This window comes from Trabulsiella odontotermitis (assembly GCF_001188485.1).
Taxonomy (GTDB): domain Bacteria; phylum Pseudomonadota; class Gammaproteobacteria; order Enterobacterales; family Enterobacteriaceae; genus Trabulsiella; species Trabulsiella odontotermitis_A.
The window spans coordinates 1-15,521 of the sequence record NZ_JNGH01000074.1 but is presented as its reverse complement, the minus strand read 5'-3'; the positions used below and the strand labels follow the sequence as shown (position 1 = coordinate 15,521).

The 15,521-nt window shown below is 54.4% G+C and carries 13 protein-coding genes and 1 pseudogene; 5 read left to right on the top strand and 9 right to left on the bottom strand.

Annotated features, from left to right (window positions below; all coding sequences use genetic code 11):
• Positions 1-5: 5 nt before the first annotated feature.
• The 7 genes from GM30_RS07725 to acrA all read right to left on the bottom strand — a co-directional run bounded on the left by GM30_RS07725 (position 6) and on the right by acrA (position 8,235).
• Positions 6-1,034 (bottom strand): isopenicillin N synthase family dioxygenase, encoded by a 1,029-nt coding sequence (locus GM30_RS07725; RefSeq protein WP_049848144.1) that lies wholly within the window; start codon positions 1,032-1,034, stop codon positions 6-8.
• A 224-nt stretch (positions 1,035-1,258) separates the two neighbouring features.
• On the bottom strand, positions 1,259-1,960 hold the full coding sequence (locus tag GM30_RS07720) for a GNAT family N-acetyltransferase (protein ID WP_049848143.1): 702 nt from the start codon (positions 1,958-1,960) through the stop codon (positions 1,259-1,261).
• A 104-nt stretch (positions 1,961-2,064) separates the two neighbouring features.
• Complete coding sequence (locus GM30_RS07715; RefSeq protein ID WP_049848142.1) at positions 2,065-2,526, bottom strand: YlaC family protein; 462 nt, start codon at positions 2,524-2,526, stop codon at positions 2,065-2,067.
• A gap of 215 nt (positions 2,527-2,741) precedes the next feature.
• Entirely contained in the window at positions 2,742-2,960 is a 219-nt protein-coding gene (locus GM30_RS07710; RefSeq protein ID WP_049848141.1) for an HHA domain-containing protein, read from the bottom strand.
• Positions 2,961-2,986: 26 nt separating this feature from the next.
• Positions 2,987-3,361 (bottom strand): Hha toxicity modulator TomB, encoded by a 375-nt coding sequence (gene tomB / locus GM30_RS07705; protein WP_049848140.1) that lies wholly within the window; start codon positions 3,359-3,361, stop codon positions 2,987-2,989.
• A gap of 508 nt (positions 3,362-3,869) precedes the next feature.
• On the bottom strand, positions 3,870-7,019 hold the full coding sequence (gene acrB / locus GM30_RS07700) for a multidrug efflux RND transporter permease subunit AcrB (protein ID WP_049848139.1): 3,150 nt from the start codon (positions 7,017-7,019) through the stop codon (positions 3,870-3,872).
• Between the two features lie 22 nt (positions 7,020-7,041).
• Positions 7,042-8,235 carry a multidrug efflux RND transporter periplasmic adaptor subunit AcrA gene (acrA, locus tag GM30_RS07695; RefSeq protein WP_049848138.1) on the bottom strand — a complete coding sequence of 398 codons (1,194 nt, stop codon included), beginning with the start codon at positions 8,233-8,235 and terminating at the stop codon, positions 7,042-7,044.
• 142 nt (positions 8,236-8,377) lie between these two features.
• Here acrA and acrR point away from each other — a divergent pair, with 142 nt between their 5' ends.
• Positions 8,378-9,019 carry a multidrug efflux transporter transcriptional repressor AcrR gene (acrR, locus tag GM30_RS07690; protein WP_049848137.1) on the top strand — a complete coding sequence of 214 codons (642 nt, stop codon included), beginning with the start codon at positions 8,378-8,380 and terminating at the stop codon, positions 9,017-9,019.
• 126 nt (positions 9,020-9,145) lie between these two features.
• On the top strand, positions 9,146-12,499 hold the full coding sequence (gene mscK, locus GM30_RS07685; RefSeq protein ID WP_049848190.1) for a mechanosensitive channel MscK: 3,354 nt from the start codon (positions 9,146-9,148) through the stop codon (positions 12,497-12,499).
• Positions 12,500-12,567: 68 nt separating this feature from the next.
• Here mscK and rsmS read toward each other — a convergent pair whose 3' ends face one another.
• Together rsmS and priC are read right to left on the bottom strand one after the other, a co-directional pair.
• On the bottom strand, positions 12,568-12,756 hold the full coding sequence (gene rsmS / locus GM30_RS07680; RefSeq protein ID WP_049848136.1) for a pleiotropic regulatory protein RsmS: 189 nt from the start codon (positions 12,754-12,756) through the stop codon (positions 12,568-12,570).
• A gap of 45 nt (positions 12,757-12,801) precedes the next feature.
• Positions 12,802-13,263, bottom strand: a pseudogene (gene priC / locus GM30_RS07675) (primosomal replication protein PriC); the annotation flags it as partial.
• Between the two features lie 67 nt (positions 13,264-13,330).
• Here priC and GM30_RS07670 point away from each other — a divergent pair.
• The 3 genes from GM30_RS07670 to dnaX form a co-directional block, all read left to right on the top strand.
• Positions 13,331-13,708, top strand: coding sequence for a DUF454 family protein (locus GM30_RS07670; RefSeq protein ID WP_049848135.1), 378 nt, complete (start codon positions 13,331-13,333; stop codon positions 13,706-13,708).
• A gap of 150 nt (positions 13,709-13,858) precedes the next feature.
• The gene (gene apt / locus GM30_RS07665; protein WP_049848134.1) at positions 13,859-14,410 is read left to right on the top strand and encodes an adenine phosphoribosyltransferase; all 552 of its coding nucleotides are present in this window, start codon (positions 13,859-13,861) and stop codon (positions 14,408-14,410) included.
• A gap of 93 nt (positions 14,411-14,503) precedes the next feature.
• Positions 14,504-15,521, top strand: a 1,018-nt coding sequence (gene dnaX, locus GM30_RS07660) for a DNA polymerase III subunit gamma/tau (RefSeq protein WP_155483942.1), incomplete at its 3' end; no start/stop codon positions are given.

Below are 15,521 nucleotides of genomic sequence, written 5' to 3'. Positions count from 1 at the left end.
GTTATTTAAGCGATTAACTGTTCAGTACGTTCGCGTAACACATCGCGATAGTAGCGTTCGGCCACGTCCGGGTGCGACCGCAGACGTCCTTTGAGATAGTTCCAGCCCACGTCGCGCAGCAGCGGGTTTTGCGGATCGCTTTGCGGGCCGGGCGCTTCTTTCGCCAGCGCCTCCGGCAGGGCATAGACGGGCACCACGGCATCCAGTTGTGCGCCGAGGAAGAAGGCGATCGACAGCCGTTCCCGATCCGCAGGCGGCGAGACGACGCGGTGAACCGTGGCGCGCAGATAACCGTTGGTCGCCAGCTCCAGCAGTTCACCAATATTCACCACAAAACTGCCGGGCAGCGGCGCGGCATCGATCCATTCGCCTTCGCTCACTTCCACCTGCAATCCTTTCTGTTCATCCTGCAGCAGAAAACTAAGGAAACCGGAGTCTTTATGCGCGCCTACACCCTGCGCGCTTTGGGTTTCCTGCTGCCCTGGGTAGCGGATCAGTTTGATGTGTTCGTTAGGTTTTTCGCCGTACAGCGCATCAAAGGCATTCACCGGCAGATACAGCGCTTCGGCAAACGCACGCAGTAAATCAATGGCCATGTCGGTCATCGCCTGTTGCCACGTCAGCAGCGCGGGTTTCAGGGTCGGTAATGCGGCTGGCCACAGGTTTGGCCCCTGAAGCTGCTGCCAGCGGGGGGCGTTGTCGGCAAGCTGGAGAGCAGGGCGCTCGGCACCGATGTCAAACTGCTCACGCCAGTCGGGTTGCCCGCGCGTCAGCTCTGCCGCCGCCCGGTTATAACCGCGAAAATGCGGCGAGTGGATCATCGCCACCTGCTCTTTTTGCGCTTCGCTGAGAGCAAAAAAACGCCGGGCTTCCTGCTGCAATGTCAGTTGCAGTTCGTCGTTGATACCGTGATTGGTGAGATAGAAAAAACCGACATCACGCGCGGCGTGGCGCAGCTGTCGCAGGAACGCGGGGCGTTCGGCGGGATTACGATAGCGGGCAAAATCCAGTACGGGCAGCGTGGTAATACTCATTGTTGTCTCCTGAAAACAGGTGCAATGGAAAAGTGTTTTTGGGGATAGCCGGGGAGTAACAACAACAGCGCTGCATGGTGAATTCCTCATTATCAGGGTCTGAATGCAGAGTGCCTGAAGCGGAATTTTTCAACCAATACCGTTCTTTTCTAACTTATGACGGCGAGGGGTTCGGTGCTTTTGCAGAAAACGCATAACGCAAAAGCACCGGTTCAGGAGGTGAGTTACTGGCGGCAGCTTTCCAGCGTCTTCAGCTGCGTGCCGTCAGGGGTGAAATTGTCGGCTGAGAGCCACTGGCGAAAGGCGCAATCGAGGGCGGGCCACTCTTTGTCGATCACGGAAAACCAGTCAGTGTCGCGGTTGTGGCCTTTTGTCACCAGTGCCTGACGGAATCGTCCTTCATACTGAAACCCCAGTCGCTTTGCGGCGACGCGGGAGGGCTCATTCAGGCTGTTACATTTCCATTCATAACGACGATAGCCGAGCGTGTCGAACGCGTAACGCATCAGCAACCACTGGGCCTCTGTCGATAACGGCGTACGCGTCATCAGTGAAGAGAAATGGACGCTGCCCACTTCCATCACGCCATTTTTGGCATCAATACGCATCAGGGCCAGCGAGCCGACCGGGGAATTCGTTTGCTTGTCGATAACGGCAAAATGAAGCGGATCCTGCAGCGTGCTGATGCTCTCGACCCAGCGGGTGAAGTCTTCAACACAGCTGTCCGGTTCGCGCGCGAGCCACGTCCAGCTACGTGTATCGGGTGAGAGGCTGTAAGCAGCAAACAACGCGCTGGCATGAGGCACCTGCAGCGGTTCAAGAAGGCATAGCCGACCTTCCAGGGTTACGCGTGTGGGAAAGGGGCGCGGCTGCCAGTCGGGGAGCGCATCACCAACAGGCTGACCAAACTGATTGAGCTGACTCATGGGAATATCCTTATGGGAACACGCTACGAGCGTATGCTGTTCCGTTCAGGATGGAAAGTCTCTGGGTCACGAATTTGGGTGAGGGAAGTGCCGTGGTGCCAGCCTCAGCTGGCACGGGTCAGGGTATAAATATCATAGAAAGAGAGTTCACCTTTGGTGGCGACCATTTTTTGCAGCTGCGACTTTTGTTCTTCCGCCACCTGTGGCGACTGGAGAATGCTGTCTATTAATTGCGAAGGCACGAAGCGGGTGTTGTACCACTCGCCGTTATAACAAACGCGAAAATCCAGCACGTCGATATCTTCATAATGGTAACGCGGATAGACGTCGAAAAAGAAAAAGCCATTCAACAGTATAAACAGCACCAGCAGCAGCCAGACCGAGTCGGCCAGCGTTTCAGAACGCAGCATCACAATCAGCGTGGCCAGAAACGCCGCGTACATACCGAGAAACAGCCCCGGATGGTTGCGAATAAAACTGATGCTAAAGCGCGGTCGGTTGTCACGCTTTTCCTGTTGATTGAGCTCATCAATCGTGTTGGTGAGCAGCCGCTGGATCTCTGTCATCCGGTCCTCGGGTTTGGCGATAAAGGGAAACAACCTATTTTATGTTGCTAAAACCGAGGCGAAAAGTAACAGATTGGTTGCAGAAAAGCATAACAGTTAGCCGCTGTCACCGTTTTCAGGGAACAATCCCGATGATGTTGAGTGTTGAGATTCACACGGAAGCAACGAGCCTGAATAGCAGAAACGAAACAAACATAAGTGAAGTAAACGCAAAATTACCGGATGAACTTCCATACGGAAGTCGGGATCTTGTCGTAAAGTTTATTCATCGTCAATTCAGCGAGACGATGATCGGCCGCTGAGTAAAATACAGCCAGTTCATTGTCGGAAAGTTCATATTTATTTTTTTCGATCACACGCTCGAGGGTATCAATAGACTGACAGCGTCGCAGACGCAACAAATAATCGGTTTTGGTTAACGGCTTTTCTGACATAAATTCACCTGTTGTTTGTAATATCTTTAACATGAGAGACTGACGGGGTTGGCCCGGCTCACATTAGTGAAACAACGAAACAGTCTGTTCCCGGACTTCCGCCATTTCTGCAGATCTTCTGCATTAATCCCATAGTTACCGAACAACATAAATGTGTCGTCCAGGTATTCATCAATCTGAGCAATCAGTTTATTGTCTTCATTATACTTAATTTTGTAATTAAGTGCGAAGGTTGCAATGTGCTCGATCAGCTCATTCAACTGAAGATTAACCGCGGAAGTCGGGTCGTTAACCCAGCCGTGGTTACTCTCCTCGAGGTTAACAAGGCAATCATGATACAAGGTCTCGCAGAGAAATTTAAGCTGTGCGATATCATGTCTTTTTGGCGAATATTCGTCCATAACGCATCCCCTTATGAGTGGTATACACGACGACGATCAAACACCGTTTCGGGATGGAGACTACTGACTGACCTGAGGCATTAGCTGTAAACCTGATTAGCTATTACTATAATCTACTCTTATAAAGATTTCACTGGGCTATTACGAAAAATTACAAATATCCGGCGTAATAAAAGTTAATCCACCCATCGTGTTAGTAAAACGAATACGTGCGACCATGGATTAAAGAGCCAGTTCCATGTATGGTCCTTATAATTCATTAAGTTAGTATTATCACACAGAATTTAATGACAATTCTTAATGTCATCACTCAGCCAGGAATATTCCTGGTGGTCCGCGCAGTTTTCTTAGAGGTAATATTTAACACGTAAAGATGAGAGGGATAAACCCCTATACGCTGTATTATATACTTTAATCGCCTTATCTTAAATAAACCTTAAGGCAATAACTTCTTTTTGGGATTTTGGTGAGAAAAAAGGGCCGCATTTGCGGCCCTTGATGTGCAGGATTAGTGATGCTCAACCGTGTGGGTGTGCTCAATATCCTCATTCTTGCGGTTAAAGCGGCGACGAACCACCACAAAGAACACCGGTACGAAGAAGATAGCGAGAATGGTTGCGGTCACCATACCGCCCATAACGCCCGTACCCACCGCGTTCTGCGCACCGGAGCCTGCGCCGGAACTGATCACCAGCGGCAGTACCCCGAGGATGAACGCCAGCGAGGTCATCAGGATCGGACGCAGACGCATACGGACCGCTTCCAGCGTCGCTTCAATCAGCCCCTTACCTTCTTTTTCCATCAGATCTTTGGCGAATTCTACGATCAATATCGCGTTCTTCGCCGACAAGCCAATGGTTGTCAGCAGGCCCACCTGGAAGTACACGTCGTTGGTCAGTCCGCGGAAGGTCGCCGCTAACAGCGCACCGATAACCCCCAGCGGCACCACCAGCATGACCGAGAACGGAATCGACCAGCTCTCATACAACGCAGCCAGACAGAGGAAGACCACAATCAGCGAGATGGCATACAGCGACGGTGCCTGGTTACCGGAGAGGCGTTCCTGGAAGGACATGCCCGTCCAGTCGTAACCGATACCCGTCGGCAGCTTGCTCGCCAGTTCTTCCATCATCGCCATGGCTTCACCGGTACTCTTGCCGGGTGCAGCCTGACCGAGAATTTCCATCGATGGCAGACCGTTATAGCGTTCCAGACGCGGCGATCCGTATTCCCAGTGTGACGTTGAGAAGGCGGAGAACGGTACCATCTGCCCGTCGCTACCGCGCACGAACCAGTTGTTGATATCGTCCGGCAGCATGCGGTATTTCGCTTCGGACATCACGTACACTTTCTTCACACGACCGCGGTCGATGAAGTCGTTGACGTAGCTACCGCCCCAGGCAGAACCCAGCGTGGTATTGATGTCGCTGATGGAAACACCCAGCGCCTGGGCTTTTTCCTGATCGATATCGATCTTGTACTGCGGCGTATCTTCCAGACCGTTTGGACGAACACCGACCAACAGGTCAGGATGTTTCGCAATTTCACCAAACAGCTGGTTTCGCGCCTGGGTCAGTTTTTCGTGGCCCAGGTTCGCCTGGTCAATCAACTGGAAGTCAAAGCCAGTCGCCGTACCCAGTTCCACGATAGCGGGCAGGTTAAAGGCGAAGACCATGGCATCTTTGATGGAGGCGAAGTGCCCACTGGCGCGTTCGGCGATAGCCGGTACTTTGTTCTCTTCGCCCGGACGCTCATCCCAGTTTTTCAGTGAGATAAACGCCAGACCGGAGTTCTGACCACGCCCGGAGAAACCGAAGCCGTTAACGGTAAAGACGGAGTTAACGTTGTCTTTCTCGTTTTTCAGGTAGTAATCGGTCACTTCGTCCAGCACTTTTTGCGTACGCTCCTGCGTCGCACCGGCCGGAAGCTGCGCCATGGTCAGGAACACGCCCTGGTCTTCGTCCGGCAGGAACGAACTTGGCAGGCGAACAAACAGATACGCCATGCCGACCACGATGATGATATAGAGCAGCAGATAACGACCGGTACTGCGCAGGATGTTGCCAACGCTGTCGGTGTAGTGGTGCGTGCTCTTATCAAACATGCGGTTAAACCAGCCGAAGAAGCCTTTTTTGCCTTCGCCGTGATCGCCTTTCGCCACCGGTTTCAGCATCGTGGCGCACAGGGCAGGGGTGAGGATCATCGCCACCAGTACGGACAGCACCATCGCGGAAACGATAGTAATGGAGAACTGACGGTAGATGGCCCCGGTCGATCCGCCGAAGAAGGCCATCGGGATGAACACCGCAGACAGCACCATCGCGATACCAACCAGTGCGCCCTGAATCTGGCCCATGGATTTACGCGTGGCTTCTTTCGGCGGTAGCCCTTCTTCCATCATTACACGTTCGACGTTTTCCACCACGACGATGGCGTCATCCACGAGCAGGCCTATCGCCAACACCATCCCGAACATCGTGAGGGTGTTTATCGAATAGCCAAACGCGGCGAGGATCGCAAACGTCCCCAACAGTACGACCGGCACCGCGATGGTTGGGATCAGCGTCGCACGGAAGTTTTGCAGGAACAGGTACATCACCAGGAACACCAGCACGATCGCTTCGACCAGCGTTTTCACCACTTCGTTAATGGAGATCTTAACGAACGGGGTGGTGTCGTACGGGTAAACCACTTTCAGGCCATGCGGGAAGAACGGTTCCAGTTTGGCGATGGTCGCGCGGACCGCTTCGGCAGTATCCAGCGCGTTGGCGCCGGTGGCCAGTTTGATCCCCAGACCGGACGCCGGCTGGCCGTTAAAGCGGGCAATAACGTCGTAGTTTTCACCACCGAGTTCGATTTTCGCCACATCACGCAGGCGAACCTGAGAACCATCCTGATTGACTTTCAGCAGAATTTTGCCGAACTCATCGGTGTTGGTCAGACGGGTTTGCGCGATGATCGAGGCGTTCAACTGCTGGCCTTTCACCGGCGGTGTACCACCGAGCTGACCAGCCGCCACCTGGGCGTTCTGTGCTTTGATCGCGGTAATGACGTCTACAGGCGTTAACTGGAAATTATTCAGTTTGTTCGGATCCATCCAGATACGCATCGCATACTGGGCGCCGAACAGCTGAACGTCACCGACACCGCTGGTACGGCTGACCGGATCTTTAATGGTCGCACCGACGTAGTCCGCGATGTCTTCCTGGGTCATGGAGCCGTCGGTACTGATCATACCGAGAACCATCAGGAAGCTACTGGACGATTTCTCTACGCTTACACCCTGTTGCTGAACTTCCTGCGGCAGCAGTGGCATGGCCAGTTGCAGTTTGTTCTGCACCTGAACCTGCGCGATGTCCGCGTCCGTCCCGGAATCAAAGGTAATCGTAATCTGTACCGTACCAGAGGAATCACTGGCCGAGGACATGTACAGCAGGTTATCGATACCGTTCATGTTCTGTTCGATAACCTGCGTCACGGTATCCTGGACCGTTTTCGCATCCGCGCCAGGGTAGCTTGCGGTGATCTGAATCGCGGGCGGCGCAATGGTAGGATATTGCGCCACTGGCAGCTTCAGGATCGCAAGCGCCCCTGCCAACATGATGATGATCGCGATAACCCATGCAAAAATGGGGCGATCGATAAAAAACTTAGCCATGTCTTAACGGCTCCTGTTTAAGTTAAGACTTAGGTTGTTCAGGCTGGTTGCCCGCCGCGGCTTGTTGATTATTTTCCGCTGCGGCTTCCTGCGCTTTTACCTGAACACCAGGACGCACTTTTTGCAGTCCTGTAACAATGACGCGATCGCCAGATTTGAGACCGTCAGTCACCAGCCACTTGTCGCCAATCGCCTGCGTTGCCGTGATCTGACGCACTTCAACTTTGTCGCCTTCGCCAACGATCATCGCTGTCGCATCACCACGCGGCGTACGGGTCACGCCTTGTTGCGGAACCAGCAAGGCATTCGGATTGGTGCCTTCCTGCAGACGGGCACGCACAAACATGCCTGGCAGCAGGTCGCCTTTCGGGTTCGGGAAGACGGCGCGCAGGGTGATAGAACCGGTAGTCTGATCAACAGTCACGTCGGAGAATTCCAGCGTTCCCGCCTGCGGCAGCGTTTTGCCGTCGCTGGTGACCAGCTCAACTTTCGCTTTGCCGTTCTCCTGCTGCAGCTTGCCGCTCGCCAGCTCTTCTTTCAGACGCAGAAAGTCGTTGCTTGACTGGGTCACGTCCACGTAGATGGGATCGAGCTGCTGCACGGTGGCCAGCGCGGTTGACTGGCCGTTCTGCACCAGCGCGCCTTCCGTCACAGCGGATTTGCCAATGCGGCCGCTGATCGGTGACGTGACTTTGGTGTAGGCGAGGTTAATGCGTGCGGTTTCCACCGCGGCTTTCGCGGCGACCACGGCGGCGCTTGCCTGCTGTGAATCGGCGAGCGCGTTGTCGTAATCCTGTTGACTGATGTATTTGGTACCCAACAGTTTCTGATAACGTTTGACCGTCAGCGACGCGATGTTGGCGGCGGCCTGCGCTTTCGCCAGATCACCTTTCGCGCTTTCATAACTGGCCTGATAGGTTGCTGGATCAATCTGATACAGAGAGACACCGGCTTCGATATCACTTCCTTCTTCAAAGTTACGTTTCAGGATGATACCGCTGACCTGTGGGCGAACTTCGGCGATACGGTACGCGCTGGTGCGGCCCGGAAGTTCAGTGGTGATCTGTAGAGGTTCTGATTTGAGCGTTACGATACCAACGGCGGGCATCTGTTGCGCTCCTTGTTGAGCCGGTTTTTCGTCACATCCTGTTAGCGCTAAGCTGCCTGAGAGCATCAGAACGATCGCCAGAGGCGTCAACCCTCTGTTTTTGTTCATATGTAAACCTCTAGTATCCGATTTCAAATTGATCAATGGATCAAATGTCCGCAAACCCATTGCTGCGTTTATATTATCGTCGTGCTATGGTACAAACATTCACAAATGTATGTAAATCTAACCCCTGTAAATTCACCGACATATGGCACGAAAAACCAAACAGCAAGCGCTCGAAACGCGGCAACACATACTGGATGTCGCGCTGCGTTTGTTTTCGCAGCAGGGAGTATCATCCACCTCACTGGCAGAGATTGCAAAAGCCGCTGGCGTCACGCGTGGTGCTATTTATTGGCATTTCAAAAACAAATCAGAAGTATTCAGTGAGATCTGGGAGCTTTCAGAGTCCAGTATCAGCGATCTCGAAACTGAGTATCGGGCAAAATTCCCCGGCGATCCACTCTCAGTTTTAAGGGAAATACTAGTCTATATTCTTGAAGCTACGGTGATCGAAGAGCGCCGTCGCCTGATGATGGAAATAATTTTCCATAAATGCGAGTTCGTCGGTGAGATGGCGGTGGTGCAACAGGCGCAACGCAGCCTGTGTCTCGAGAGTTACGACCGCATTGAACAGACGCTGAAGGAGTGCATTCAAGCCCAACTTCTGCCCGCCAATCTACTCACCCGCCGCTCAGCGATCCTGATGCGTAGCTACATTTCCGGCATCATGGAGAACTGGCTTTTTTCCCCTCAGTCGTTTGATCTCAAAAAAGAAGCCCGGGACTACGTCGCTATATTACTGGAAATGTATCAGTTTTGCCCGACGCTGCGCGCGTTACCGGCGTGAATTTTCAGCACTACACCAGGAATTTTCTTAGCGTCTTTGGCTATTCGGCTGAAAGCAGAAGTGCTATTCTTCGCCGGGCAATTGTCCCCGGTCATCCCGGTTTCTGCAATCATTCTTGATAACACTATGCTGCACTCAATTCGCTGGCGGAATAATCTCACCGCACTGTTTGTCGTATTCATTTGTTTTTTTAGCATCGTCTCGATGAGTCAGGCCCGCGCGGGGGCGAATGACCTGCCCGAACGCGCTGATGTCCAGAGCCAGCTCAATGCCCTGAATAAGCAAAAAGACCTCTCTGCGCAGGACAAGCTTATCCAGCAGGATCTTACTGAAACATTACAGACGCTCGATAAAATCGACCGCGTCAAAGATGAGACAGCGCAGCTCAAGCAACAGGTCGCGCAGGCGCCTGCCAAAATGCGCCAGGCGATGGACAGCCTCAACGCGCTGAGCGACGTCGATAACGACGACGAAACCCGTAAAACGCTGAGCACGCTGTCGCTGCGACAACTTGAAGCGCGGGTGTCACAAATCCTCGACGATTTACAGACCTCACAAAACGATCTCGCGACCTATAACAGCCAATTAGTGTCGTTGCAGACGCAGCCTGAACGGGTGCAGAACGCCATGTATACGGCGTCGCAACAGCTTCAGCAGATCCGCAACCGTCTGAACGGCACAATGGTCGGCGAAGGCGCGTTGCGCCCCAGCGAACAGGGGCTGTTGCTGACGCAGCAGGCGTTGCTCAATGCGCAGATCGACCAGCAGCGGAAAAGCCTCGAAGGCAACACGATTTTACAGGATACGCTGCAGAAACAGCGTGACTATGTGACGGCCAACAGCAACCGCCTTGAGCATCAGCTCCAGCTGTTGCAGGAGGCGGTCAACAGCAAGCGCCTGACGTTGACCGAAAAAACCGCGCAGGAAGCGGTGACGCCGGACGAAACGGCGCGTATTCAGGCCAATCCGCTGGTGAAACAGGAGCTGGAAATTAACCATCAGCTGAGCCAGCGGCTGATCACCGCGACGGAAAACGGCAACCAGCTGGTTCAGCAAAACATCAAAGTCAAAAACTGGCTGGATCGCGCCCTGCAGTCCGAACGCAATATTAAAGAGCAGATTGCCGTTCTGAAGGGTAGCCTGCTGTTGTCGCGCATTCTTTACCAGCAGCAACAGACGCTGCCGTCCGCCGACGAACTCGAGGATATGACCAACCGCATTGCGGATTTGCGTCTTGAACAGTTCGAAGTCAACCAGCAGCGTGATGCGCTTTTCCAGAGCGACAACTTTGTCGCAAAACTGGAAGAGGGGCACAGCAGCGACGTGAATGACGAGGTGCATGACGCGCTGCTGCAGGTTGTCGACATGCGCCGCGAGCTGCTCGATCAGCTCAACAAACAGCTGGGCAACCAGCTGATGATGGCGATTAACCTGCAAATCAACCAGCAGCAGTTGGTGAGCGTGTCGAAAAGCTTAAAAGAGATCCTCACGCAGCAGATTTTTTGGGTCAACAGCAACAAGCCGATGGACTGGGAATGGGTTAAATCCTTCCCGAAAGCGCTGAAAGATCAGTTTAAGGCGATGAAAATTACCGTGAACTGGGAAAAGGCGTGGCCGGCGGTGTTTATCGCGTTCCTGGCCGGGTTGCCGTTGTTACTGATTGCCGCGCTGATTCGCTGGCGGCTGAAATGGCTGCGGGATTATCAACAGAAACTGGCGTCTCAGGTGGGGCAACTGCGTAACGACAGTCAGTTGCATACGCCGAAAGCGATTCTCATCGACCTGATCCGTGCGTTGCCGGTGGTGATGATTATTCTCGCCGTCGGGCTGATTTTGCTCACCATGCAACTCAATGTCAGCGACCTGCTGTGGGCGTTCAGTAAAAAGCTGGCGATGTTCTGGCTGGTATTTGGCGTCTGCTGGAAAGTGCTGGAAAAAAATGGCGTCGCCGTCACGCATTTCAACATGCCCGCGGAACTGACCAGCCACTGGCGACGCCAGATTGTGCGCGTCAGCCTCGCGCTGTTGCCGCTGCACTTCTGGTCGGTGGTGTCTGAACTGTCTCCACTGCATTTGATGGATGATGTGCTGGGGCAGTTTGTCATTCTGCTCAACCTGCTGCTGATCACCATCCTGATCTGGCCAATGTGCCGTGACAGCTGGCGGGACAAAGAGTCTCACAGCCTGCGTCTGGCCACCATCACCGTGCTGGCGATAGTCCCGATCGCGCTGATGGTGCTCACCGCCACCGGTTATTTTTACACCACGCTGCGGCTGGCCGGGCGCTGGATTGAAACCGTGTATCTGGTCATCATCTGGAATCTGCTCTATCAAACCGTACTGCGCGGGCTGAGCGTCGCCGCTCGTCGCATCGCCTACCGCCGTGCACTGGCGCGCCGTCAGCATATGGTGAAAGAGGGCGCGGAAGGTGCGGAGCCGCAGGAAGAGCCGACCATCGCGCTGGAGCAGGTCAACCAGCAAACGCTGCGTATCACTATGCTGGTGATGGTGGCGCTGTTCGCCGTGGTGTTCTGGGCCATTTGGTCCGATCTCATCACCGTATTCGCTTATCTGGACAGCATTACCCTGTGGCATTACACCGGTTCCGAGGCGGGCGCCAGCGTCATGAAGAGCGTTACGCTGGGCAGCCTGTTGTTCGCGGTGATCGCCTCGATGGTCGCCTGGGCGCTGATCCGCAACCTGCCGGGCCTGCTTGAGGTGCTGGTGCTTTCCCGACTGAATATGCGTCAGGGGGCGTCCTACGCCATTACCACTATTTTGAACTATGTCATTATCGCGGCGGGCGCGATGACGGTGTTTGGATCGCTTGGCGTCTCGTGGGATAAATTGCAGTGGCTGGCGGCGGCGTTGTCGGTGGGTCTTGGTTTTGGCTTACAGGAAATTTTCGGTAACTTTGTTTCTGGTCTGATTATCCTGTTTGAACGCCCGGTGCGCATCGGCGATACCGTGACCATCGGGACCTTCTCGGGGACCGTCAGCAAGATCCGTATCCGTGCCACGACGATTACTGACTTCGACCGAAAAGAGGTCATCATCCCGAATAAGGCCTTCGTGACCGAGCGACTGATCAACTGGTCGCTGTCCGATACCATTACCCGCGTGGTGATCCGCCTCGGCGTGGCCTACGGTTCCGATCTCGACAAGGTCAAAGAGGTGCTGCTGAAAGCGGCGAATGAACATCCGACGGTGATGCAGGATCCGGCACCAGCCGTGTTCTTTACCACCTTTGGCGCCAGTACGTTGGATCACGAGCTTCGTCTGTACGTCCGCGAACTGCGCGATCGCAGCTACACGGTGGATGAACTAAACCGGGCTATCGATCGCCTGTGCCGTGAAAACGGTATCGACATTGCCTTTAACCAGCTGGAAGTCCATCTGCGTAATGAAAAAGGTGATGAAGTCACGGAAGTGAAGCGAGAGATCAACGGGGATGATGCCGCAGGCGCGGTAAGCGAATAAGCACGCGGGGCGGGTGAGTGCTCGCCCCGTGACTTCTTAGTGCGTCAGCGCCGTCAGTTCTTCATTTATCACCCGGCATCAGACGGCGGATTCCTTTCTTGCGAGGCGGCTTCCGCGTTTTTTTGTTTCTTTTCAAAATCCCGCTGCACAATCTCGAGCGCGCGCAACACGGTTTCCGGGGGGATCTCATGCTGTTCCAGCAGCATAATCAGATCGACCGCCAGTTTGACCTCTTCAGGGGCATTTTCGAGTGACATACTGTCTCCTGTTAACGCGTCATTCGCGCCAGAACGGCTTCAATATCCTGCAAGGNCTTCCACTTCACGGGACAGCCGCTGCTGCTCCTCGAACCCCGTGGCCTGCGCCCGTTGCTGCTCGCGCTGGCACCGCATTTCCAGTAGACGACGTTCGTATTCCTGATGCTGCAGTCGTTTCCGCTGCCAGCGCGTCAGCGCAGGAGAACCGGTATCCCAGGATCGCAGCGACCAGGCGTCGGTTTCGCGGGCGATGGCTTCCATTTGCGCCGCCAGATGTTCCGCAAGCCAGGTTATCTGTGGTCGTTGCTGATTTTCCACGGCCTGCTTCAGCGCGCTGAGATGATGCCGCGCTTCTGCCAGACACGCGTCCAGGCGCGAGCTGCGCGTCTGAAATAACTGCCTGTCGAAGCGCGGGCCGAGCGTCGCAAACTGCGCCAGCGGTGCAGTGCGAGCCTCCAGCATAGTCAGCTGCTTTTCCAGCATGTGTAAAAGCGAGTCAGTTTTCACGTTGCGCTTCCAGTAATGGTGAGTGTTTATGTTACAGTAGCGGTCATGGTTGATAACGATTCGCATTATGCAACGTACTATTTTAATCATCATTGGCTGGCTGGCGGTAGTCTTAGGAACGCTCGGGGTGTTTTTACCCGTGCTACCGACGACGCCCTTTATTCTGCTTGCTGCCTGGTGTTTCTCACGCTCATCGCCGCGCTTTCACCACTGGCTGCTCTACCGCTCGTGGTTTGGCGGCTATCTGCGTTTCTGGCAGAAACACAAGGCGATGCCAGCAGGCGCGAAACCGCGTGCCATTGTGGTGATTTTAATCACATTCGGCCTCTCGCTATGGATGGTAAAAATGGCGTGGGTACGAATCTTGCTTCTGATTATCCTTTTCTGTCTGCTCATATTTATGTGGCGACTGCCGGTGGTTGATGCAAAGCAACAAAAACCGTAAAGCACAATAATGGCTGTTGCAATTATTGCTTTCTGCCAGTAAATTCGAGCGTTTTCGAGTACAGGTGCGCCCGGTCAAAGGTTAGACAGTTGTCTTCCTGGCCCGGAACGCTGCGCGCCTTTAGTAATAGTATTTATCAGGCATAAACCTATGACAGCGACTGCACAGCAGCTTGAATATCTGAAAAACAGCATCAAAAGTATCCAGGATTATCCGAAGCCTGGCATTCTGTTCCGTGATGTCACCAGTTTGCTGGAAGACCCGAAAGCCTACGCGCTGAGTATCGACCTGCTCACCGAACGTTATAAAAACGCCGGTATCACCAAAGTGGTGGGCACCGAAGCGCGTGGTTTTCTGTTTGGTGCCCCGGTCGCGCTGGCGCTGGGCGTAGGGTTTGTCCCGGTGCGTAAACCGCGCAAACTGCCACGTGAAACTATTGCCGAAAGCTATGAACTGGAATACGGCACCGATCAGCTGGAAATTCACCAGGATGCCATTCATCCGGGTGATAAAGTGCTGGTGGTGGACGACCTGCTGGCGACGGGCGGCACCATTGAAGCGACGGTAAAACTGATTCGTCGTCTGGGTGGTGAAGTCACTGATGCGGCGTTTATCATTAACCTGTTCGATCTGGGTGGCGAAAAGCGCCTGGAAAATCAGGGCATTCATAGCTACAGCCTGGTTCCATTCCCGGGACATTGATCCCGACTCGAATACACAGTCTCGCGGTCACTGCGAGGCTGTGTTAGCATGACTCCCCTGACAATCCACCTTCCAGCGTTGCAGAGCCTGCCCATGAGTTATCAGGTCTTAGCCCGAAAATGGCGCCCACAAACCTTTGCTGACGTCGTTGGCCAGGAACATGTGCTGACAGCCCTGGCGAATGGCTTATCGTTAGGACGCATTCATCACGCGTATCTTTTTTCCGGCACCCGTGGCGTCGGGAAAACCTCTATCGCCCGACTGCTGGCGAAAGGGCTCAACTGCGAAACCGGTATTACCGCGACCCCTTGCGGCGTGTGCGATAACTGCCGTGAAATCGAGCAGGGGCGTTTTGTCGATCTGATTGAGATCGATGCCGCGTCGCGCACCAAAGTAGAGGATACCCGCGATCTGCTGGATAACGTCCAGTACGCCCCGGCGCGCGGTCGCTTTAAAGTCTACCTGATCGATGAAGTGCACATGCTGTCGCGCCACAGCTTTAACGCGCTGCTGAAAACGCTGGAAGAGCCGCCATCGCATGTGAAATTCCTGCTGGCGACCACCGATCCGCAAAAGCTGCCGGTCACCATTCTTTCCCGCTGCCTGCAATTCCACCTGAAAGCGCTGGATGTCGAACAAATTCGCCATCAGCTTGAGCATATCCTCGGCGAAGAGAAAATCAGCTTCGAACCGCGCGCGCTGCAGCTGTTATCCCGCGCCGCTGACGGCAGCCTGCGCGATGCGCTCAGCCTGACCGATCAGGCGATTGCCAGCGGAGAAGGGCAACTGACCACCGACGCGGTGAGCACCATGCTCGGCACGCTGGATGACGATCAGGCGCTGTCGCTGATAGAAGCGCTGGTCGCGGCCGAGGGCGAACGCGTGATGGCGCTGGTTAACGAAGCCGCCCAGCGCGGCGTGGAATGGGAAGCGCTGCTGGTTGAAATGCAAAGCCTGTTGCACCGCATTGCGATGGTGCAACTGTCACCGTCGGCGCTGGGCGCTGACATGGCCGCAGTAGAGCAGAGAATGCGCGACCTGGCACGCACCGTACCGCCAGCGGATATCCAGCTCTATTACCAGACGATGCTGATTGGCCGCAAAGAGCTGC